At 61.3% G+C, this 20,078-nt stretch carries 28 protein-coding genes, 1 tRNA gene and 1 pseudogene; 11 read left to right on the top strand and 19 right to left on the bottom strand.

Annotation, left to right across the window (positions count from 1 at the left end):
• Positions 1-605: 605 nt before the first annotated feature.
• Positions 606-842 carry a hypothetical protein gene (locus tag A6U98_RS00460; RefSeq protein WP_026158563.1) on the top strand — a complete coding sequence of 79 codons (237 nt, stop codon included), beginning with the start codon at positions 606-608 and terminating at the stop codon, positions 840-842.
• A 244-nt stretch (positions 843-1,086) separates the two neighbouring features.
• Here the strand turns inward: A6U98_RS00460 and A6U98_RS00455 are convergent, their stop codons facing one another.
• The 4 genes from A6U98_RS00455 to A6U98_RS00440 form a co-directional block, all read right to left on the bottom strand.
• Positions 1,087-2,661, bottom strand: coding sequence for a carboxylesterase family protein (locus A6U98_RS00455; protein ID WP_064647096.1), 1,575 nt, complete (start codon positions 2,659-2,661; stop codon positions 1,087-1,089).
• A 186-nt stretch (positions 2,662-2,847) separates the two neighbouring features.
• Positions 2,848-3,471, bottom strand: a complete 624-nt coding sequence (locus A6U98_RS00450) for an ATP-dependent Clp protease proteolytic subunit (RefSeq protein ID WP_064647094.1) — start codon at positions 3,469-3,471, stop codon at positions 2,848-2,850.
• Positions 3,472-3,516: 45 nt separating this feature from the next.
• Positions 3,517-3,876 (bottom strand): SRPBCC domain-containing protein, encoded by a 360-nt coding sequence (locus tag A6U98_RS00445; protein ID WP_064647092.1) that lies wholly within the window; start codon positions 3,874-3,876, stop codon positions 3,517-3,519.
• Complete coding sequence (locus A6U98_RS00440; protein WP_064647090.1) at positions 3,873-4,187, bottom strand: metalloregulator ArsR/SmtB family transcription factor; 315 nt, start codon at positions 4,185-4,187, stop codon at positions 3,873-3,875. Before A6U98_RS00440 ends, A6U98_RS00445 begins: the two co-directional genes overlap by 4 nt.
• A gap of 83 nt (positions 4,188-4,270) precedes the next feature.
• Between A6U98_RS00440 and A6U98_RS00435 the strand changes: the two genes are divergently transcribed.
• Both A6U98_RS00435 and A6U98_RS00430 read left to right on the top strand, forming a co-directional pair.
• Entirely contained in the window at positions 4,271-4,576 is a 306-nt protein-coding gene (locus A6U98_RS00435; protein WP_064647088.1) for a hypothetical protein, read from the top strand.
• A gap of 3 nt (positions 4,577-4,579) precedes the next feature.
• Positions 4,580-5,401, top strand: coding sequence for a phosphotransferase (locus tag A6U98_RS00430; protein ID WP_064647086.1), 822 nt, complete (start codon positions 4,580-4,582; stop codon positions 5,399-5,401).
• Positions 5,402-5,600: 199 nt separating this feature from the next.
• Here the strand turns inward: A6U98_RS00430 and A6U98_RS00425 are convergent, their stop codons facing one another.
• The 9 genes and pseudogenes from A6U98_RS00425 to A6U98_RS00385 all read right to left on the bottom strand — a co-directional run bounded on the left by A6U98_RS00425 (position 5,601) and on the right by A6U98_RS00385 (position 9,401).
• Entirely contained in the window at positions 5,601-5,927 is a 327-nt protein-coding gene (locus A6U98_RS00425; RefSeq protein WP_017990605.1) for an NIPSNAP family protein, read from the bottom strand.
• 720 nt (positions 5,928-6,647) lie between these two features.
• Positions 6,648-7,241 carry a hypothetical protein gene (locus A6U98_RS00420; RefSeq protein ID WP_064647084.1) on the bottom strand — a complete coding sequence of 198 codons (594 nt, stop codon included), beginning with the start codon at positions 7,239-7,241 and terminating at the stop codon, positions 6,648-6,650.
• A 13-nt stretch (positions 7,242-7,254) separates the two neighbouring features.
• Entirely contained in the window at positions 7,255-7,452 is a 198-nt protein-coding gene (locus A6U98_RS00415) for a helix-turn-helix domain-containing protein (protein ID WP_018241004.1), read from the bottom strand.
• The gene (locus tag A6U98_RS00410; protein WP_027668500.1) at positions 7,449-7,748 is read right to left on the bottom strand and encodes a GcrA family cell cycle regulator; all 300 of its coding nucleotides are present in this window, start codon (positions 7,746-7,748) and stop codon (positions 7,449-7,451) included. Before A6U98_RS00410 ends, A6U98_RS00415 begins: the two co-directional genes overlap by 4 nt.
• A complete protein-coding gene (locus A6U98_RS00405; protein ID WP_064647082.1) occupies positions 7,745-8,140 on the bottom strand; it encodes a hypothetical protein in 396 nt (131 codons plus the stop codon). The genes A6U98_RS00410 and A6U98_RS00405 overlap by 4 nt, the downstream gene beginning before the upstream one ends.
• The gene (locus A6U98_RS00400; RefSeq protein WP_064647080.1) at positions 8,106-8,471 is read right to left on the bottom strand and encodes a hypothetical protein; all 366 of its coding nucleotides are present in this window, start codon (positions 8,469-8,471) and stop codon (positions 8,106-8,108) included. The genes A6U98_RS00405 and A6U98_RS00400 overlap by 35 nt, the downstream gene beginning before the upstream one ends.
• Positions 8,472-8,503: 32 nt before the next feature.
• A complete protein-coding gene (locus A6U98_RS00395) occupies positions 8,504-8,782 on the bottom strand; it encodes a hypothetical protein (RefSeq protein WP_064647078.1) in 279 nt (92 codons plus the stop codon).
• Positions 8,783-9,015: 233 nt separating this feature from the next.
• A pseudogene (locus A6U98_RS00390) lies at positions 9,016-9,213 on the bottom strand (hypothetical protein); the annotation flags it as partial.
• On the bottom strand, positions 9,210-9,401 hold the full coding sequence (locus tag A6U98_RS00385; RefSeq protein ID WP_064647076.1) for a hypothetical protein: 192 nt from the start codon (positions 9,399-9,401) through the stop codon (positions 9,210-9,212). The gene A6U98_RS00385 and the pseudogene A6U98_RS00390, both read right to left, overlap by 4 nt.
• A 142-nt stretch (positions 9,402-9,543) precedes the next feature.
• Between A6U98_RS00385 and A6U98_RS00380 the strand changes: the two genes are divergently transcribed.
• A complete protein-coding gene (locus A6U98_RS00380) occupies positions 9,544-10,191 on the top strand; it encodes a S24 family peptidase (RefSeq protein WP_007627142.1) in 648 nt (215 codons plus the stop codon).
• 101 nt (positions 10,192-10,292) lie between these two features.
• Here A6U98_RS00380 and A6U98_RS37445 read toward each other — a convergent pair whose 3' ends face one another.
• The gene (locus A6U98_RS37445; protein ID WP_245304469.1) at positions 10,293-10,517 is read right to left on the bottom strand and encodes a hypothetical protein; all 225 of its coding nucleotides are present in this window, start codon (positions 10,515-10,517) and stop codon (positions 10,293-10,295) included.
• A 546-nt stretch (positions 10,518-11,063) separates the two neighbouring features.
• On the opposite strand from A6U98_RS37445, the gene A6U98_RS00375 reads away from it, so the two are divergent.
• The 3 genes from A6U98_RS00375 to A6U98_RS00365 are packed head-to-tail and all read left to right on the top strand — an operon-like array spanning position 11,064 to position 11,799.
• Entirely contained in the window at positions 11,064-11,327 is a 264-nt protein-coding gene (locus A6U98_RS00375) for a hypothetical protein (protein WP_064647074.1), read from the top strand.
• A gap of 11 nt (positions 11,328-11,338) precedes the next feature.
• Positions 11,339-11,578 carry a hypothetical protein gene (locus tag A6U98_RS00370; RefSeq protein WP_064647072.1) on the top strand — a complete coding sequence of 80 codons (240 nt, stop codon included), beginning with the start codon at positions 11,339-11,341 and terminating at the stop codon, positions 11,576-11,578.
• Positions 11,575-11,799: a hypothetical protein gene (locus A6U98_RS00365; RefSeq protein WP_064647071.1), complete on the top strand. Its 225-nt coding sequence runs from the start codon at positions 11,575-11,577 to the stop codon at positions 11,797-11,799. Before A6U98_RS00370 ends, A6U98_RS00365 begins: the two co-directional genes overlap by 4 nt.
• A 26-nt stretch (positions 11,800-11,825) precedes the next feature.
• Here A6U98_RS00365 and A6U98_RS00360 read toward each other — a convergent pair whose 3' ends face one another.
• Entirely contained in the window at positions 11,826-12,065 is a 240-nt protein-coding gene (locus A6U98_RS00360; RefSeq protein WP_064647069.1) for a DUF982 domain-containing protein, read from the bottom strand.
• Positions 12,066-12,359: 294 nt separating this feature from the next.
• Here A6U98_RS00360 and A6U98_RS00355 point away from each other — a divergent pair, with 294 nt between their 5' ends.
• Together A6U98_RS00355 and A6U98_RS00350 are read left to right on the top strand one after the other, a co-directional pair.
• Positions 12,360-12,611 carry a type II toxin-antitoxin system Phd/YefM family antitoxin gene (locus A6U98_RS00355; protein ID WP_064647067.1) on the top strand — a complete coding sequence of 84 codons (252 nt, stop codon included), beginning with the start codon at positions 12,360-12,362 and terminating at the stop codon, positions 12,609-12,611.
• Positions 12,608-13,057 carry a type II toxin-antitoxin system VapC family toxin gene (locus A6U98_RS00350; RefSeq protein WP_064647065.1) on the top strand — a complete coding sequence of 150 codons (450 nt, stop codon included), beginning with the start codon at positions 12,608-12,610 and terminating at the stop codon, positions 13,055-13,057. Before A6U98_RS00355 ends, A6U98_RS00350 begins: the two co-directional genes overlap by 4 nt.
• A 610-nt stretch (positions 13,058-13,667) precedes the next feature.
• On the opposite strand, the gene A6U98_RS00345 is transcribed toward A6U98_RS00350, so the two are convergent.
• Positions 13,668-13,744, bottom strand: a tRNA-Pro gene (locus A6U98_RS00345).
• Positions 13,745-14,005: 261 nt separating this feature from the next.
• Here A6U98_RS00345 and A6U98_RS00340 point away from each other — a divergent pair.
• Positions 14,006-14,413 carry a hypothetical protein gene (locus A6U98_RS00340; RefSeq protein ID WP_064647064.1) on the top strand — a complete coding sequence of 136 codons (408 nt, stop codon included), beginning with the start codon at positions 14,006-14,008 and terminating at the stop codon, positions 14,411-14,413.
• A 212-nt stretch (positions 14,414-14,625) separates the two neighbouring features.
• Here the strand turns inward: A6U98_RS00340 and A6U98_RS00335 are convergent, their stop codons facing one another.
• The 3 genes from A6U98_RS00335 to A6U98_RS00325 form a co-directional block, all read right to left on the bottom strand.
• Positions 14,626-18,021: an acyl-[ACP]--phospholipid O-acyltransferase gene (locus A6U98_RS00335; protein WP_064647062.1), complete on the bottom strand. Its 3,396-nt coding sequence runs from the start codon at positions 18,019-18,021 to the stop codon at positions 14,626-14,628.
• Between the two features lie 93 nt (positions 18,022-18,114).
• Positions 18,115-18,396: a YiaA/YiaB family inner membrane protein gene (locus A6U98_RS00330; protein ID WP_003557239.1), complete on the bottom strand. Its 282-nt coding sequence runs from the start codon at positions 18,394-18,396 to the stop codon at positions 18,115-18,117.
• A gap of 49 nt (positions 18,397-18,445) precedes the next feature.
• Positions 18,446-19,132, bottom strand: a complete 687-nt coding sequence (locus A6U98_RS00325) for a PspA/IM30 family protein (RefSeq protein ID WP_064647060.1) — start codon at positions 19,130-19,132, stop codon at positions 18,446-18,448.
• A gap of 111 nt (positions 19,133-19,243) precedes the next feature.
• Here A6U98_RS00325 and A6U98_RS00320 point away from each other — a divergent pair, with 111 nt between their 5' ends.
• Positions 19,244-19,852 carry a TetR/AcrR family transcriptional regulator gene (locus A6U98_RS00320; protein ID WP_027685667.1) on the top strand — a complete coding sequence of 203 codons (609 nt, stop codon included), beginning with the start codon at positions 19,244-19,246 and terminating at the stop codon, positions 19,850-19,852.
• Positions 19,853-20,078 lie beyond the last annotated feature (226 nt).

The raw sequence follows: 20,078 nt of genomic DNA, 5'->3' as shown, positions 1-20,078 counted from the left end.
CAATGCTTGCAACAAATCGCTCATAAGCACGGTGAATCATCGACGATCATTACCGTCAAGACTAAGTTAGCGCCTATGGGGTCAAGCCCGAGGAGGACGGAGCGGGGGGTGAGCTTTGGAGCAAGGACAGCGACGCATCCGGACATGATCGACAGTTGAGAACTTCTCTGCAGACGCGATCGTTAAATTGATGGACAGTGCAATCGTCGAGGCCGATGCGTTGGAGGTCGGCGACACATGCATGACGAGCTGTTAACGCGGTTGAAAACTGGTCCGAGGTAGGCATTGTCGGTCGTATCGGAAGCCGATGCACACGCGTCTTCGAACAATCTTCGGAAAGGGAAAAATCTTGGCCGAGAATGATTATGATGCGTTCGCGGCGGCCTATGACGCCGACTCCCGTGAACTACATGGATCAAAAGCAAGTCTGCATTGATCGCTTCTGGCGCTTTGCGGTGACGTTTCGACCGCAAACCCGGCGGCGGGGCTGCTTCTGGTGGTTCATCTTCGAAAGTGGACGAAATGTTCCAATCCATTGTCACCCATTGACGTGAACAGGTTTCACCCCAATACGGTCAGGCCAGCCAGACCACAACAGGAGTGTAATCGTGAGCGAACCGACCGTAGCAGATGCAACAAACCGCATTTATGAGTCGCTCCAGGCGGACAACGCCGACATCGACGTGCATATCGCGGCCCTCAAGGCAGCGTTGACGCGGGCGGGTGTGAAAGAGGCCGTATTCGACCCGGCCAGGCTCGTGCAGAATAACCGTTCTGGCAGGAAGCGGATGGAGGCCTACTTTCGGCAGCGCGGTGTCACAGTGAAATTCTCAGCCTCGTGACACTACGCATTGGCGTCGGACGCGAATGAAGAGCTCGCGTCGAAGTAACCTGGCTCGTGTTCCCCTTAGTGGCCGCGAGGGGGTTGCTTGCCCTTTCCCGACGCTCGGCGAGCGGGTGGACCACGAGAGTTGACCGAATGTGGGCTCGGTGCCGGACGGATGGCCGATCCACATTACCTGGGCTGCGATGGCGCTGTCGCTCATGGCATGGGGGCCGGGAGCTAAGCGACAGGCGCCGACCCCGTCATTCCTTTTCCTCCCAATATCTTTGCCAGAGGTCGAGCCTGGGTTTCAGCGGATCGGCTCCTACTATCGCGCCGTGATTGGTGAAATCCATGACCCTGTCGGCGAACGGGTCGTGGTGAGGCCATTTTGGCCGTGAGCCGCTATTGGGGTCACCCCTCCTTGCAAATTCGAGCCAGTATTCGCTTGCCAATGTGGCCATGGCCCAGTCGGCAGGTGTCACCTTGTCTTTCACCAGTGCGTCCGGAATGCCCAGCGTATACGGAATTTCGAAGCCGTGCGGAGTGCCTTTCCATGCCGGATCGTTGCGTAAGGCCTCGGCGACATAGGAGAAACGATACCACCACGTCGGTTGACCAGCGCGGATCAATTCGTCGGCGAGGTGGCGGGATGGTTCGACAAGCGTCTTGTCGGCCAGAACCTGCTGCTTCAGCTCATCGAGGGTCTGATGGCCGGTCGGATCGTAGAGGGTGCGGGCTTCGGCTGCATGATTGCCGAAGAGCGCGAAGAGATCGTCTTTCGTCGCGGCCTCACCGATGCCGAGATCACGATCATTTGCCCCGACGATGACCGGAACCGGCGCCTGACGGCCCGCCGCAAAAGCCGCTTCCGGCGTTTCGAGCAAAAACCGTCCGTCAATGATCGCGCCTGAGATGCCGATGACAGGCTTGCCTGTCGACATTCCGGCCAGCACCTCTTGTGCCGATGCGCCTTCCGTGAGCTTTTCCGCAGGCAGCGCCCGAAGGGCCGCCAGAGCCTCGGCATCGCTGCCACTGATTCCAAGAGAAGCCGCATAGTCCAACGCGATTTTCTCTGCTTCCTTCAAAGGTGACAAAGGCGTGCTCTGCGCCCGCGCGGTCGGCAGACCCGGCGACTGTAGAATGGCGCCCCGGAAAAGCCCCCGTGACAGTGGCGATATCATGTGCGCCATCACCGCGCCGCCACCGGCCGACTCTCCGAAGATCGTCACTTTCTTCGGATCGCCGCCGAAGGCTTCGATATTTTGCTGGACCCATTTCAGGGCGGCCAGCTGATCCATGTAACCATAGTTGCCGACGGGCTCGTCGGGGGATTCCTTCATCAGCGCCGGATGGGCAAAATAACCCAGTCGGCCCATGCGGTAATTCATGCTGACGAACACAACCTTCCGGGCGGCGAGATGGCCACCGGGATATTGCGGGGTGTTTCCATGGGCAAGAGCGCCGCCATAAATCCAGACCATCACCGGCAGCGGCGTGCGGAGACGCTTGGCGGGTGTCCAGACATTGAGGGTCAAACAATCCTCCGACTTCGCCAGGTCGTCGGTCTGCATGCAGGACGGACCGAAATCGCGGGCCTCCCTAATACCGCTCCATGCCTCCGCCGGCCGCGGATTGCGCCATCGCAGATCACCAACCGGCGGCGCCGCATAGGGTATGCCTTTGAAGCCGAAGACCGTGCCCGACCTCTCACCCTTCAGCATTCCGCTGTCGATGGTAACGATGTCGTCTGCCGCGTCCAATCGCGGTGAGAACATCACCTGACACGATGCGACCGCCAAAATGAGCAGAAACGTGCGACGGCCGTCCACAAACACTGCACTCTCCAGCGCCAAGTTGAGACAGTTTGAGAGTAAAATACTCCCATAGAGCGGCAACGAAAAGGGTCCGGGTCAAGTGGAAGTCCCCGTGAGTCCGCCTTCTCATTGCCGCATACCGTTTCGGCTTCGGTCAGGAAGGAAAGGCTACCGCGTCGGTTGCCGCGTGAGTTTCCCAACGCGCGGTCACGCGGTGATTTCCGGCGCGGCAACGATGTCGCGTTCTGTCAGGATGCGATCAATCAGCCCCCACGCCAACGCTTCCTCGGCCGTCATGAAGCGGTCGCGGTCCATCGCCTGCTCGAACTCTTCATAGGTGCGTTTGCAATGCTCGGCGTAGAGCCGCGTCATGCGCTGCTTGGTTTTCAGGATTTCCTCGGCATGGATCTGCATGTCCGATGCCTGTCCTTGGAATCCGCCTGACGGTTGATGAATGAGAATGCTGGTGTTCGGCAAGGCGGCGCGCTCGCCGGGTTCGCCCACCATCAATAGGAACGATCCCATCGAACGGGCCGTGCCCATGCAGAGCGTATGAACCGGCGCGCGGATGTATCGCATGGTGTCATACATGGCGAGGCCGCTGGTGACCACGCCACCGGGAGAATTGATGTAGAGTTGAATCGGCTTCTTGGGATTCTCGGCCTCCAGAAACAGCAACTGTGCGCAGACGAGTGCGGAAACGGTGTCGTTGACCTCACCGTTCAGAAAAATGATCCTCTCGCGGAGAAGGCGGGAATAAATGTCGAAAGAGCGTTCGCCACGGCTGGATTGCTCGATGACCATAGGGACGAGTTGCATCGCTTCGCGCATAGGCGAACTCCTGTCGGTTAGGATTTAAGGTGACTGGCTAAAACGTCAGGCGGCCAGCATCATCCACGGCGCATTGCCGTTGGCCGCGGGCGGCATCTGTTGGGCCAGCCTCGTATCCGTCAGCCCGTGAACGATCGTGAGTATCGTGCCGCCGTTGGAATCGGGCCTGACCTGAAACGTGACGATGCTCTCAAGGAAGGGCGGCTCACCGTCCCGCATCCTGTAGCTGATTTCCTCGCCCGGCGCCGTGGAGACCGGCTCGGCCTCGGCCAACTCCTGCTTGGGCAGCCATTTCTCCCGAAAGGCGGGAATGCTGACCGCCCGCCAAACCTTCTCCGGCGGTGCATCGAGTTCGTATTCAAACACCAGATCTTTTTCCTGCCTTTCGGCCTTCGCATCGCTCATTGGTCCATGTCCTTCAGCAAAGCCTTCAACGCATCAATCCGCGCTGGCCAGTAAGCCCGATACTTCGCCAGCCATCCCGCTATGAGTGCGAGGCCGTCGGGATCGACCTCGTAGTTCACGAACCGCCCCCGCCGTTCTTCGCGGACCAGCTGCGCATTGCGCAGCACGGAAAGGTGCTGGGACATCGCCGGCTGGCTGATGTCCATGCCGTCCCGCAGGGCGCTGGCATTCATGCTGCCGCTCGCCAGCTTCTCGAAGATCGTGCGGCGTGTCGGGTCGGCCAGAGCTTTGAAAATCTCGTTCTCGATCATGCCAACAGATAAGCACACACTTATCTGGTTTGCAACGCTATTGTCAGGCTGCGGATGAACCAACCGCCTAAGCAGTTCCTGCGATGGTTGATCAGACGAAAATCGCGGACAACATCGAAAACCTGCGGTTAGGGCCGTTCAGTTCGACCACTATGCGCGAGTTCCCGTTGAAGATCCCGACCCTCCATTTCGGCCAGCCGCGGCACTCAAATTGGCGTCGGGCGGAGCGGTTTGATTTCAAACCGCCATCGGCGGTTCTGCCCATCGGCCGCCGGTCCACCCTTTCGCGGCTATTGCTTGCTGCGATCATCGATGACCTCGGCTCGACGCTCCTCGCCTTTGCGGGCATCTTGTCCGTTGACCCGTTCGTTCGCCCTCGCCTAAGCTAGGCTATGGACGAGCCAGAAATTCCTCTTATCGGCGGCAAGGATTCGAACGTCGTGCGCATAGGCGAAACGGTGCGGCGCGGTGGACGTGCGTGGTCTCCCGCCGTTCTCGACCTGCTGCGGCACGTCGAGCGCCAGGGATATGATGGGTCCCCGCGGGCGCTCGGCCTCGATGATCAGGGACGGGAAGTACTCACCTATATCGAAGGTGACGTCGGCAATGGCGAAGGCTTCCTTCCCGATAAAGGCGGTCGCTTCGACCTCCGTCTTCCGGATTATGTCTGGCGCGATAACGTCCTCGAGCGCCTGGGACAATTGCTGCGATCCTACCACGATGCTGCAGCCAGCTTCTTATGGAGAGACCGCGAATGGCGTCTTGACGCCCGGCACCCTGTCGAAACGGTCTGCCACAATGACGTGACGCCGTGGAATACGGTCTTTCAAGCAGGGCTCCCCGTGGCCTTCATCGATTGGGACGCGGCAGCGCCGGGACCGCGCGCCTGGGACCTTGGCTTTGTTGCCTGGCGTTGGGTGCCGTTCTGGCGTGACGAGAAATGCGAGGCGCATGGCTTGCACACGGGCGTCCGCGAGAAAGCCCGGCGCTTTCAATTGTTGCTCGATGCCTACGGGATAACACCGGAGATCGGCATCATGCAGGCCGGAATCGAACGCGTTCGGCAAATGCAGCAACATATGCGCAACCTTGCTGCAGCGGGTTCCGCATGGGAGATGGAATTGGCCAGCCGTGGTGTGCTTGATGAGGGGATGCTTGAGGTCGCCTGGATGGAAGACCATGCGATGGACCTGATTCAGCGCCCACGCGGATGAGCTCGGGCCGAGCAGCTCCGGCGTCAACCGGCCCTCGCCCCGCCTCTCCGAGGCCACTGAGATCTGACCTAAGCGATTTTGCCGACGGTGATGAAGAGCCGTCGGCGAAGCGCCCCATTCCGGCCGTTCGGGCAGCGTTTTGCGCGGATGACCAGATCGGGTGGAATTCCGACTGGCGGCAAGGGGGATCGGTGGTGTCTTACTTTACTGCCGAAAAGGCGGTCGGTGACAACAGCTGGCTAGAGATATTGGAGAGGATTTGCCCGTCGCGCTCTGACTCGTCGCGGGCCTTAAGCCATGCAGGATCAGTGGTGAAAGCATTCCATTTCACCTCGCGATCAGCTAGCGATTCCCAGGCGATGAGATAGGTGAGACGCTGGCTGCTTTCGCCCACGATTGTGGTGAAGAAACCCGCCTGCTTGATGCCGTGCTTGTCCCATATTGCCAGCGTATGTTCGGCAAAGCGGTTGAGCAGCGCGGGCAATCGGCCGGGCAGGCAGTCGTAAATTCTGAGCTCGTAGATCACAGTCTTGCTTCCTTATGTCCCCTGAGAACGACATGTGTTTGGCACTTGCTCCCCTGCGCCGACAATGTCCTCAAAACTTGCAGCAACGTCAATTTCACGGTGGATCCGTCAATATCCCTATTAGAACAGGCCCTGCAGGTATGTGCGAACCGCTAATCTTCTGTCAATCCGATCGTCTGTGTTTAGGTGTGGCAATTTTGAGCCCCCTTGGTGATGTAGATCAGCGCTTGGCCTGCCCGGCGCTGGCCGGGTACAGAGGGTAGGCCCAGGATCTGCTCTAGCCTTACCGGGATCGAGCCACTGGTCTCTACCGTCGTGAGGCCGATGGGAACGGATGGAGGCCGGCGTGGATCCTCGGGTCAAGCCCGAGGACGACGGAGGGCGGGGTGAGCTGTGTGGCAAATTCACCGCCAACAACTGTGAAAATCCACATATCTTTCGAACTGGCTTCGCAGCCAACCGGCGCGAAAGGCGGGCGGCCAGCCCCGTCCTTCGAGGCCCCTTCGGGGCACCTCAGGATGAGGCTGGAGAGAGGTTGCAGCCTGGTTCAACGGGAAGCGCAGCGGCACGGCACACCGACCAGCCCTCATCCTGAGGTGCGCAGGCCAAAGGCCGGAGCCTCGAAGGACGAGGGCGGGTGTTGTCGGGGTAACGTTTCGAACCTGGGGGGATGAAATCTCATCCATGGCAAGGACTTATCCTGCCGAAGCATCCGCCTCATCACCCAGCCCTCGCCCCCCGCAGCGCCGTCAATCCCCTGCGCAGCCACAGCAATTGCTGCGGCGGCATCTGGCGCAAGTGTTCATAGTCCATCACCGTCACATTATAGACCGTGCTCCTCACCTGCGGTCCATCAGGGCAGCGGAGCAGGATGCCCTGGAGCGCCATCATGCGGTTGCTGGCCTTGCGGGCGCGGTCGGCGAAGGTTTCGGTGACCTCGCCTTCGTGGCCTTTGACGGTAAAGAGCGATTGCGCTCTCGGGCTCGGGGCCGGGATGCCTGTGGTCTTGTGGTAGCGGGCGATTGCCTCGGCGTAATCGTCGCCGGCCTGGCGCTGCTCGGCGGTGATCAGGCCGTCGAGGAACATGCGGCCGAGGGTGTAGCCGGCGAACGGGCTCTTGACCGTCTCATCGGCCACCGTCCTGCCGAAGCCGTGGATGCGGCGGCGGGCGGCGATTGCGACGCTGATATTCTCCTTCTCGGTTTCGAAGGGCTTGATCTTGCCGCAGGGAAAACGCTCGACATTCTCCTTGCGCGGCCGGCCGGCGCCCTTGTTGACCCGCCCTGTCTTCACCTTGGTGGCTTTGCCGCCCATGCTGATCGTCCTTCTATCGAATGATGCCGTTTCTGAGTGCCGCGGCGACCAGCGCCGTATCCTTGAAGACGCCGAGCCGCGCCTTGGCGTTGGCAATGTGCGTGTTCACGGTGATGTGAGAGATGCCGAGAATGGTGCCGATCTCGGCGGCGGTCTTGCCGGCCGCCATCCAGCGGATGATTTCGGTTTCGCGTGGGGTGACGTTGCTCATGGCTCTGCCGGCCCATCGATGCTGGGCACGCGCGGCATCGTCACATGCGCGCCCGACAGGGTCACCCGCGTCACCCGGTCGGGGTGGCGGATCGGCTGGACGGGCGGGCCCGCCTTCGGATGTGGATGCCAGGTATCCTGCCTGGAGGGGAACCTATCGCGGTTGCGGTGCGCCATGTTGATGACGGTGTTCTTTTTCGAGCCGAACAGATTGGCGATCTCTCTCGCCGACAGCCCTTCCTTCCAGAGCTTTTCCGCCTTGACGATCTTGTCTTCCGTCCAAAAGGTGATGGTCATCTCAATGCCTCCTCGTATCGTGCGGCTCTTGCAATGATCGGGTTGTCGGGGAACATCTTCGCCAGTTCCCGTTTGGCGCTGCGGCTGCCATTGGCCGCGTCCCGCAGCAGCTGCATCTTGTAGGCTGTGACCTTCGGCTGCGGCGTCTCGGGCTCGGCCTCCATGCGCGGGCGGCTCTCCGCCTCGATCGCCGCCTGCTGATGGCGGCATTGCTCGGCGAAACTGGCGGAGCTCGGGGCGAAAGCGCGGTTATGATCCCTGACCTTTCCGGAGATGAAGAGTTTGGCGGCCTGCCAGACAGCCTCCAGCGGGATGCCGTCGATGGCGACGAGATAGGCGCGGATCTGCATGTCGGGATCAGTGCCTGCGGATGCCGGGAAACCCGAAAGCATCCCAGCTATGATCTTCACCGGAGAGGAAATCTCTTGCGGCATCGACTGTCGTCCTTCTCGTACTGCTGTTGATCGACCCGGCTTCCCTCGCCTTCTCCTTGAGGTACCAGTCGCATTTGATTGCCTGCCAGCCGCGGAAGATCTGCATCTCGGCGGCGCCGACCGGGTCGCCGGTCAGCAGATATTCCCTCGCCTGCATCCGCGCGGCATAGACCGTCAGCGGCTTCTTCAGCGTGCGCTTGCGATGCTCGATGATCGCTGCCGCGAGCTCCTCCCCCAGCACCGGGCTGAGGATGTCCATGATCTCCTGGCTCACTGTGTCCTTGCCCATGCGATGTTCCTTTCCCGATTGAGATGGCCTCTTCAAACCCGCAGCCTCCGTCGCCCGCCGGCAAAATTCACCGGCGTGCCCGGCTTGAGGGGGCGGCGGGGAAACCGAGGGATCTCCGAGCCGGCATGATCCTCGTGGGTGGTGTCGCCCTTCTCGGCGCTGCGAAGCCTGTGGATCTCGGTTTCCACCGACGGCACCGACACCCCGAGGATGGCAGCGATTTCGATATAATCCCGGCCGGAGCGGAAGAGCTCGAGCGCGTTCATGTGAGCGCCTTGCTGCGCCGGGGCGGCCTTCACTTGGAAGCTCATCGCTTGATCCTTCTTTCCCGCGAACGCGGTCCGCCGTTGCCGCCGAAGCGGGTGCTGGCAACGTTTTTGATTTTTCAGGGGTGACGACCGGAGCGCCGGCTCTGGGAGCAAAGGCTCCGGTCGTCTGCTAGGCCGCCGCCTGGGTCGGGCGCGAGTGCGCCCGGGAGCTGGCGTCGCCGAGGGAGGAGCGACGACGCCAGCCACCGATAGCCGTCAGGGAGGGGCTGGGCTATCGGGTGGGTGATCGGCAGAGCGCCGGGCGGGATCATCGTCTCGCTGATCTCTTCCGGGCGCGTCGGCCGGTCGCAATTCTCGCAGTGGCGCTCGATCACCTCGGCAATCGACAGCGCCTTGCCGCAATTCGGGCAGCCGGTGTAGCGGGTGCTGCGGCGCTCACTCTCGCCGGCGGCCGTCAGGATGGCGATGGTCATAGCGATTCCACCTCCCGGTTGGCGTTCAGCACCTGCTGCAGGGCCTTGGCGAGGAAGGGGATATCCTCGTTGCGAACTGATATCACCGACATCCGCCCTCCCCTTGGGCCTTGCGGCCGGTGAATGACGACGCCGGTCGGGATGACGTCCATGGCGAGCCGCTCTTCCGAGGAAATGGTGAACCTCATGGCGCCGTCTCCTCCAGTCCGAAAGGCTGGCCGTTGTTCATGATGTCGGTGTTTGTCATGGCGATTAGGGTACAATTAATACCCGCAATGTCAAGCACATTAGGGCATGACATGTACCTTATTTTAGGGTATTTTTTATATCATGTTGAAAGATCAGGAACAATTTGAACGCGAAGAACGCGCAAAGCGCCTCGTCATGGCCAGGAAGAATGCCGGCTTTGCCGGGCCGAAGGCGATCGTCGATCGGTTCGGCTGGAATGCGAATGTCTACAAGGCGCATGAGTCCGGCCGCAACGGCTTCGGCATTGCCGATGCGAAGAAGTATGCCCGCGCTTTCAAGGTCAATCTCAACTGGCTGCAGTTCGGCACCGGCAACGCGCTCGATCCGGATGAGCTGCCGGTCTCCGTCGCCGATGTGCCAAAAATCTCCTGGGTCAGCGCCGGCCAGCTGAGCGAGCAGGCGCCGATCACCGATTTTTCGGAATTCCCGACGGTCGCCGCCCTCGATCTGCCCGATGGCGAATGGATCGCGCTCGAAGTCGAGGGCAATTCGATGAACAAGATCTCGCCGCCGGGCTCGATCATCTTCGTCAATCTGCGCGACAAGCGCCTGGCCCCGAACGCGCTTTATGTCGTCGCCGACGAAACGGGGGCTGCGACCTACAAGCGCTATCGCCCGAACGACAATCCGCCTTTCCAGCCCGCATCCTACGAGGACGTGCCGCCGCCGGAGTTCCAGGGCGCCGTCACCATCGTCGGCCGCGTCCGCCGATCGATCATCGAGATGTGAGGATGAGAGCGCAGGCTCGAAAATAACGCCGCGAATCAATCATATTTCAGTAGGGAAAACAGGATGATACGCCCTTCCTCACGCGCCGGCAGAATCTGGTTCTATATCGTCACACTAGCGGTGTTGCTCCTGGCGTACAGCGCCGCGCGCGAGATGTACGGCCTGTAGGATTTCGCTCCGAAGCTCGCCGATCCCCAGCCGGGATCATGAGGGGTATCGGGAGAGGATTCATCCTCTGAAACCACAAATTGCGGAAGCTCCGGATGCCGTTCGCGCACCACTCTCGACACCGCCACCAGGATGGAACGAATGGCTGCGGGGAACATGTCCTTCGGCAGCTTCTCCTCCCACGGATCATAAATTCGGTGATCCCAGGCCCGCCTCGATCACTTCGTTGGTGATTTCGATTTCGTTGCGCATGGCCGGCCTCTTTTTTCTCGTAGCTTCATACTCCAACTTCAGTTCTCTATCCTCTCTCTTCAGCTTAGGAGGAGAAGGTTCCTGAAGGCTGGTGAGGGAGGGTTCCGGCCAAAGCTTCCCCCTACCCCATGAGCAAAGCCCATGAAGCCGGGAGAGCATTGGCCAAGTCCTGAAGGCCGGAGCCGGGATGGGACACGTGCCAGAGGGGCCATTCGCTTCGCCCTCGTCCTGATTTTCTGACAGCGCACTTAAGGACTTTCGCTTCCCGCGCCGCTGGGCTTCGTCAGCTCGGGAGTTGCACCCGGTCGCCCAATCACTGGCGACAGGCATACGCCTATGATTCGTACCTCGTCAATCCAGGAGGTATTTTTTATACCTTTTGTGGTTGACGTGAGCAGGTATAATAAATACCTTCTCTTCACAAGCCGATCAGAGGCGCGAGAGGAGAGGCGATGCAGCACATCCGCAATATCGAGACCGAGGAGAGCAAGCGGGACGCCCGCTGGAATGCAGCACGCACGACCCACGACTGCCGCGCCTATATGGCCAACGAGGCCCAGCGCATGGGCGCCCTCGGCTTTGCGTACCTCAGCCGTCCCGAACATTCGATCCGCGGCCCGTCCTGGCTGCGTGGTGCCGCGGCCAGCGTCGAGGAGCACTACCGCTATGCCCGCGAGATCATGGGCATCACCGATACCGATCAGCTTTACGCGTGAGGGGAACGGAGATGTCTGCCGCCAATCCCACATCCGAACCATCGACCGAGAGCCCTTCCCTTCCTGCCGCCCCACGGGCCGGAGCAACCGAAGAGATCCGCACCAAGGCCCGCTTCACGGCCGGAGCACCCGATCTGCTGACGGCGCTGGTGGAGGCCGAACGCTTTTTCGATGGCAGCGTCGATCACGGCTGCCCGCTTCACCAAAAGATCCTTTCCGCCATCGACACAGTGAAAGGCGGTGCAGCATGAGCGATTGCCTGATCAAGGCCTTTTCCGGCTGCGCCTGCCCGCCCGGCGAATGCGCGGAAAAGCCCCTCACTCCGGCGCCGGTCACCTTCGTCTCGTGGCGGACCCAGGCAATCGCCTGCCTCACCTTCGGCTTCCTCGTGGCCATCGTTACCGCCGCCTGGATGGAGACACAGTTCAGGAACCAGGATCTCAGCCATCAGGAACAGGTGTCATGGAACTGAGCCAAGGCTGTTCCAGATACCGCCGATCAGGAGCTGAACTTGATGTCGCTCGCCTTCGCCGCCGTAATGAATGCGCGGCGCACCTGCTCCGGCCCGGCGGCATCATTGAACACATCAAGCACAAGCCGCTCGGCCACCTTCGCCGCCGGCGTCTGCTCGGGCCAATCGTTCAGCAAGGTATTGCCCGCCTGAACGACATTATAGACGGTTCTCGTCTTGCCATTGATGGTGATTTTCACCGGCTTGAAGCTTCGTCGCCTGCTCATGATGCAGCCCCCTCACGCTGGACATCCGACTCAACGAATCACTTCGAGACTCGTTCCGGTTGATTCGAAAGCGCGGAACACCGCACTCGATTCATGCGACGCCAATGCACCGCTCCTGTTCAGCCGCACCTCGATTATAACTCTTTTCTGCAGAAAAATTATAACCGGAGAGAGGATGGGTTTTCGGCCGATTCTAAGCGACGCCGATGCACCCTTGTAAAATTTTCCCGCTTGATTCCGTCGGCGTCAATCTCTACTTTGACCATATATGGTCATTTAAGACGGGAGGCCGCAATGTCTACGATCAGCGTGGCAGAGGCAAAGGCCGGTTTCGCCGGTCTGGTGGATGAAGCGGCAAACGGAGAATTCGTGACGATCACGCGGCACGGAAAGCCGGCTGCCGTGCTTGTGTCCGTCGAAGCGGCCGAGGCTGCAAAGAAGGCTTTGAAGACGCCACGGCCGAATTTCGGGGATTTCCTGTTGACGTTTCCCGGCGGGGTCGAGCTGGAGCGGAACCCTTCGAAAATGCGCGATATTGATCTGTGACCGCCTATCTTCTCGACACGAATATCATTTCGAAGTTCGCGCCGGGCAAGGCGTCGCCGTCCGATCCGGTGCGGGCATGGTTCCGTGAGCAAGGCGAAGCCGATGCTCTCTTTCTGTCGGCTCTGTCACTCGCGGAGATCGAGAAGGGAATGCGGAGCCTTCACCGTCGCGGCGGGATCGAGCGGGCAAAGCGCCTCTCAGTATGGTTGGACGTCATCACCGAGAGTTTCGGCGATCGGATCTTGCCGATGGATACCGTTGTCGCGCGCATCGTCGGCGCCCTGGAAGATGACGCCGAAAGCCAAGGCCGTCATCCCGGCCTTGGCGATCTCATCATCGCGGCGACCGCGCGCGCCTACGACCTCACGGTCATTACGGAAAACCTACGGCATTTCCAGCCGCTTGATGTCGCTATCGATCTGCCCGCCGCGTTCCGGTCGGAATGATCATTTCTCCGGTTTTGAGGAGCAATCAGCCCGATATGGCCGGCAAAAACGGAGCGCTGCGTTCCGGCAGAATTCTAGACGATAGGCTGCCGAACGCGTTTCCTTAAGCGCACTCAGCGGCACCTCAGTTATAACTTTCCTGCAGAAAAATTATAACCAGAGGGAAGGACCAGTGATGCGTGCCACGTCGACCGTCGTTTAATACCAGCGTCCTCGGCCGTACCAGCCGCCGCCGCCTAGCAAAAGAAGTATCACAACGATGATGAGAAGGGTGGTGAGATCCATGTGCGTTCTCCTGGGAGGCCATCACCATCTCGTTTGCGCCTGACGGGCGTTGCTCATGGTGGGACTCCCCCGCGTATAACGGCGCTGGCCGGGATTGGTTCCATTCGATGGCCCCTACGCGGCCGGCGCCGACCAAAAAGCCTGCTTGACTGCCCTGGAGACGCCGGAGAAGACCCATAGTCATCAACACCCGGATCACCAAACCAACGTTGGCGCGGCGTTCACTACGGGAGAGCGGATCGCAAGAGATGATCAGTCATTGCCGGGCAAAAAGCGACATAGCAGCGACACAAACGAAAAACCCCGCCGGAGCGGGGTTTCTAGCTGGTCGGAGTGGAGTGATTCGAACACTCGACCCCCACGTCCCGAACGTGGTGCGCTACCAGACTGCGCTACACTCCGTGACCAGCGGCGCTTCTATAGAACAGCCTATCTGGTTGCACAAGCACCAAATTCCAAAAAGCCGGCGGAAATTTTGACGGGGTTGTGACAGGTTCGGACGGTGGCGGCTGCAGCAAAAAGCCACACCTGCCGCAAATCGAACGGAAGTCTCTTGAGAGCAATTTTCTTTTGCCGGGTTCCGCGCTAAAGGGCAGACGGGACAGGCGAAACCGCTCACGAGGGCGGCTTCGCAACCATGCGCTTGAGATCAGGGACGACACGATGAATTTCCGCACCATGACCGCGGCCGGGCTTGCCATTGCGCTTGCCGGATGCACGACCATTCCTTCCGCCGGCAACCCGATCGAGGCCCGCTGGGTCGGCAAATCGGCCGGCATCTTCTTTGCCGCTTACGGGCCGCCGATCAGCGACCGCGAGGAAGGCTCGACCACCATCTATACCTGGCGCGGCGGCTACAAGACCGTGCGCATTCCGGCGAAATATGCCGAAGGCGCCGACGGCAAGCGCGGCAAGCAGATTTCCTCTGCCCGCACCGCCTATCTGCGCTGCCAGGCCGAAATCACCACCAGCTCCGATTACACCATCCGCGACATCCGCACCGTCGCCGACATCCCCGGCGTGGATGGTCCGTCCTATTGCGCCGAGTTCCTGGCGCCCGAACAGAAGTAACGGACGGTTTGTTTGAGATGCATAACAGGCGGCCCGGGTGCCGCCTGTTAAAATGCTGACGATGTCTCGGCGCGAGGCCGCTGCTTTCTGGTTTGTGCCGGGGGTGGCCCCTCATCCGGCTGCCGCCACCTTTGCCGGGGTCGAGACCAGTGGCTCGACCCCGGCAGGGGTTAGGGTGAGGGGCAGTTCGCGATCTCATTGGCGGCCGCCGCTCACGCCGCCTCCCCCGCCTGCGCCACCGTTTCCGCCAACTTCCGCGCCGCGACGAAATCCACCTTGCCGGAGCCGAGCACCGGCACCTTGCCGATATTGACCTCGGCCGGCACCATCATGTCCATGGCGCCCTTGGATTTGGCGAAGGCGAGGAATTCGGCGCGGGTGGCGGTGGGGGCGTCGGTGAGCAACACCAGCCGCTCGCCCTTCTTGGCGTCGGGCAGCGAGGAGACGACCGAGAGGGCGCCGGGCCAGAGCTCGGCGGCCAGCGTCTCGACGGCGGCGAGCGAGATCATTTCGCCGCCGATCTTGGCGAAGCGTTTGGCGCGGCCGCGGATCTTGACGAAGCCATCCTCGTCTATGGTGACGATGTCGCCGGTGTCGTGCCAGCCGTCGACCAGCGGCTCGAGCACGCCGGGCTTTTCGGCACGGAGGTAACCGGCCATGACATTGGCACCGCGCACATGCAGCCGGCCGCCCTCCTCGATGCCGGGCACCGGTTCGAGCTTCCATTCCATGCCCGGCAGGATTTTGCCGACCGTACCCGACTTGTTGTACATCGGCGTGTTGATCGAAATCACCGGCGCGGTCTCGGTGACGCCATAGCCTTCCAGGATGCGCAGGCCGAATTTTTCCATATAGGTCTGGCGGGTCGAGGCCTTCACCGGCTCGGCACCGGAGAAGATGTAGCGGATCGAGCGGAAGTCGTAAGGATGCGCCGTCCTCGAATAGCCGTTGAGGAAGGTATCGGTGCCGAAGATGATCGTGGCGTTGGAGACATAGATCAGTTCCGGCACGATGCGGTAATGCAGCGGCGACGGATAGAAATAGACCGGCACGCCCGAGATCAGCGGCAGCACCGTGCCGGCCGTCAGCCCGAAGGAATGGAAAACGGGTAAGATGTTGAACACCTTGTCGCCGCTGTGGAAATCGATGCGGGCGGCGGCCTGGGCGGCGTTCGACAGGATGTTGCGGTGGGTGAGCACCACGCCCTTCGGCGTGCCCTCGGAGCCCGAGGTGAAGAGGATGACGGCCGGATCATCCGGCTTACGTTTGGTGAGCGGCCGCGCCTTTCTGAGAAACCCGAGGATCTTGTCCTTGAGTGAGATTTCGGCCCTGAGATCATCGAGCCAGACGATCGTCACCTGCTTTTCCATCTCCTCGATCACGGCACCGAGCTTCGCCTGAGTGACGAAGGCGCGCGAGGTCAGCACATGCTTGACTTCGGCAGCCTTGCAGGCGGAGAGGATATTGGCGGCACCCGCGGTGAAGTTCAGCATCGCCGGCACCTTGCCCGCGGTCATCACGCCGAGAAGGGTGGCGGCGGCGCCATTGGCATTCGGCAGCATGACGCCGAGGTTTTGTTCCGGGAAGCGGGTGCGGAATTTGGCGCCGAGCACGGCAGCCCCGGTCAAGAGCTTGCCATAGGTCAGCCGGCCGGTGACCGGATCCTCGACGGCGAGCTTGCCCATGCCGAATTCATGGCCGGCCTGGATGACGCGGTCGAGCACGGTCGACGAGGTATCGGCGGTCTGGAACAGCAGGTTCGACATCACCTGATAAAGGGCGGCTCCTGCCGCCGTGCGGCGCTTGCGGCCTTTCAGCTCCGGCGGCACTTCGAGCTTCACCGGCTCGAGAATGGTGACCTTGACCTTGGGAAACAGCCGGCGGCGGATCTTGCCGTTATCGAGATAGGAGAGATAGCTCTTCTCCAGCCCGTCGATCTTCACCGGCACGACCATCGAGCCGGTTTTGTCGGCGACCATGGCGGCACCGTCATAGACCTTCATCAGCGTGCCGGTCACCGTCAGGCGGCCCTCGGGGAAGATGCCGATCGGATTGCCGTCCTGCACCACCTTGATCAGCGAGCGCGTCGCCATCGGCTTGGTCGGGTCGAGCGGCAGGAATTTGCACATCTTCAGGAAGGGCCGCACCCACCAGGCCTGGGCGATCTTGTAATCGACGGCAAAGGTGGGCTCTTCCTCGGTGATGGCGAGCGCGAGCGCGCCATCGAGCAGGCTGACATGGTTGAGCGCGATGATCGGCGCGCGGCCGGCCTTCTTGATATTCTCCAGGCCCTCGACCTCCAGCCGCATGAAGGCGCGGAACAGGATCGAGATGAAATCGCGGAAGGGATTGGTCGGCAGCGTCTTCAGCATCAGCCAGGCGACGGCAAAATTGATGATGCCGAGGCCGATCAGAATCTGCGGAATGGAGGCGCCGAGCGCCTGGACGGCGGCAACGAGGCCGAGGCCGACGGTGATGAACAGCGCCGAGAGCACATTGGCGGCGCCGATGACGCGGGCGCGGCGGTCCTCATGCGCCCAGGTCTGCAGAGCGGCGAAGGTCGGCACGGCGATGAAGGCGCCTGATATCGCCATGCCGGCGAGATCGATGGCGACGCGGATGGTATTCTCACCGGCAAAGAAGGTGGCGATCGTCGTTGCGTGGCTTGCCGAAGCCAGGCCCCAGAGATTCCAGGCGAGATCGAGGCTGAAGAGGCCAAGCAGCGCCGTGCCGACAGGGGCCGGCAGCAGCACGATGCGGCCGGAGGACATCCAGGCGGCAATCGCCGAGCCGACGGCGACGGCGATGGCAAAGACGGTGAGATAGGCCGGCACGACCAGCTCGGAGCCGCCGAGCAGCTCGGTGACCATGGTAGGCAGGATCGACAGCACGAAGGCGCCGACCAGCCAGAACCAGCAGTTCATCAGCGCCGAACGCCACAGGCGTTTATCGGCGCGGATTTCCATGACGAGGGTGTAGCTGGAGCGGATGACATTGCGGTCGATCTCCAGATCCGGCGCCTTGGAGCCGGTCGGCGGGATCATCCGGCTGGCCAGCCAGCAGAGCACCGAAAGCCCCATCATCATCGTGCCGAAGATCAGCACATTGTCACCGCCGGAGAAGGCGAAGGCGGCGATGATCGTGCCGGCGAGGATGGCGATGAAGGTGCCGCCCTCGATCCAGGCATTGGCCTTCGGCAGATCGCGGCGTTCGAGATGATCGGGCAGGATGCCGTATTTGATCGGCCCGAACAGTGCCGAGACGACACCGAAGCCGAAGAGTGCTGCCATCAGCACGAAGATGGAGGAAAACGCGAGACCAACGACGGCAAGGCCGGCAATGGCGATCTCGCAGCGTTTCAAGAGTTCGGCGATCTTCGCCTTGTCATGCTTGTCGGCAAGCTCGCCGCCGAGTGCGGAGAGCAGCAGGAAGGGCACGATGAGGATGACGCCGGCAAGCGTCACCAGTGCAGCACCCTCGCTCGCCGACATCTTGAAAAGAATGAGGAACACCAGGGTGTTCTTCAGAAAATTGTCGTTGAAGGCCGTGAGGAACTGGGTCCAGAACAGCGGCGCGAATTTCCTTGATGTCATCAGATTGTGTTGCACGGGCTCGTTCCTCTTTCGGCAGGCAGAGAAGGCCACAGAGTTGTTACGCAAAAGTTGAATGCGATAACAACTCTGCAGTGCGGTTAACGAAGATTAATCTTCATCGTTACGATTGAACTTGACCAGCAGTTTCTCGGTGCGGGCATCCTCGACCTTGCGGATCAGCTTCTCGGATTCGGCATTGTCGCGCAGCGTCTTGGTGATGTTCACCGTGGTCTGCACCAGCATCAGAATGCCCATGGCGAGATAGCCTTTGCCCCAGAGATCGAGCGGCATCATGTAGAGGCCGAGCGCCAACATGAAGGCGGCCGAGCCGAAGGAGATGTAGGAGAAGCTGACCCAGCTTGAGGAATGTTTCTGGAAACTGTCGTTCATATCAGTGGTCCCTATGGTTCGATGAATGGATGGTTGGATGGATGCAATTTCAGGCGGCAGGCGTGATGCGGCTCTTCAGCCGCGCCAGCACATCATCGGCGGATGAGCGCAGCGGCGCCCCGAAGCCGGCATTGGCAAGCTTCTCGATGATGCCGGCCGGGCGGATGGCGCCTTCCATGTCCTTCAGGGCTGCGGCCGTCAGCTCATTCTGGCTCTGGCGCAGGCGAAGGCGGGCCAGGGTCTCCTCGGCATCGTCGAGCGTGGCAAGGCCCGGGCTGCTAACTGCGACATCGAGCTTCTGCGCCTCCTGCGTGGCACGGGCCAGCCGCTCGCCGCGCTGCAGCTCCTGCAGCCGCGCCTCGGAGGCACGGACGATCGCCTTCAGCTTGTCGATGGACCTGGTGAACTGGGCTTGCGCCTTTTCCGATGCATCGCGCTCGGCTTCGAGATAGGCGATCGCCTCGGCCGCCTCGTGGGCCAGGCCCTCATTGCCCTTCGCCAATGCGGCGGAGGCGCGGTTTTCGAGATCGTCGATGCGGGCAACGATCGCCCCGTGCTGCACCCTCTCCTGCTCGTTCTGGGCGATGGCGACCGCGACGCTGCGGCGGGCCGACTGGATCGATTGGGCGGCATCGCGGATCTGCTGGGCCAGCAGCGGCACGGCGTGGCAGTCGGCGAAGGCCTGTTCGGCATCAAGCGCCCTGCCCCGCAACAAAATGGAAATCAGTTTGAACATTTCTTGCCTCCGGTTTATGAACGTTGTTCACGAGAGGTGTTATGCCAGAATCATGAACGGCGTTCAAGATAAATTTTGAACGACGTTCAAAAAATCGAAGAGGAATGGTTAATGGCCGGCAGACGAGAAGAAAAACGCGAAGACCTGAAGGCCCGGCTGATCGAGGCGGCGCGCGAGCGGATCGCCCGCGACGGGCTGACGAATCTCCGCGCCCGCGACATCACCCAGGACGCCGGCTGCGCGCTCGGCGGCCTCTACACGGTCTTTTCAGACCTCGCCGAGCTCGTCATCCACGTCAACTCCGCGACGCTGAAGGCGCTGGAGGCGAGGCTGACGCTCGCCGAAACCAAGGACAAACCGCCGACCGACCGGCTGCGCAACCTGGCGCAGGGTTACCTCAGCTTCGCCGTCGAACACCGGAACCTCTGGAAGGCGCTGTTCGACCACTTCCCCCCCGACACCAGCCCGACGCCGCAATGGCATCTTGACGAACACCTCTTCCTGATGGACGTGATCGCCGAACCGCTGGCCGAACTGCAGCCCGACATGCCCCCCGAAGACCGGGCGATCCGCGCCCGCACGCTGTTCGGGGCCGTGCATGGCGTCGTCAGCATCAGCCTCGAAGGCCGCTTCGTCGGCCTGCCGCTGGAGCGGCTGGCACGGGAGGTGGATGAGCTGGTGCAGACGATTGCCGCGGGGGCGGAGCGGCGGAGGGGGTGACGTGTGTGATTTCATTGGTTTAGTGGGGCAGGATGGGGTTGGGACGCCACCCCACCCTCCGTCATCCTCGGCCTTGAGCCGAGGATCCATGGCGCCGCCGTTTTTCGCCGAGCCCCACCACCTCCTCCGTCATCCTCGGGCTTGACCCCATAGGCGCTAACTTAGTCTTGACGGTGATGATCGTCGATGATTCACCGTGCTTATGAGCGATTTGTTGCAAGCATTG

It is taken from the genome of Rhizobium sp. WYCCWR10014 (assembly GCF_001657485.1).
GTDB lineage: Bacteria > Pseudomonadota > Alphaproteobacteria > Rhizobiales > Rhizobiaceae > Rhizobium.
Note: the sequence above shows the minus strand (reverse complement) of the source record. Positions and strands in the feature narration are given on the sequence as shown.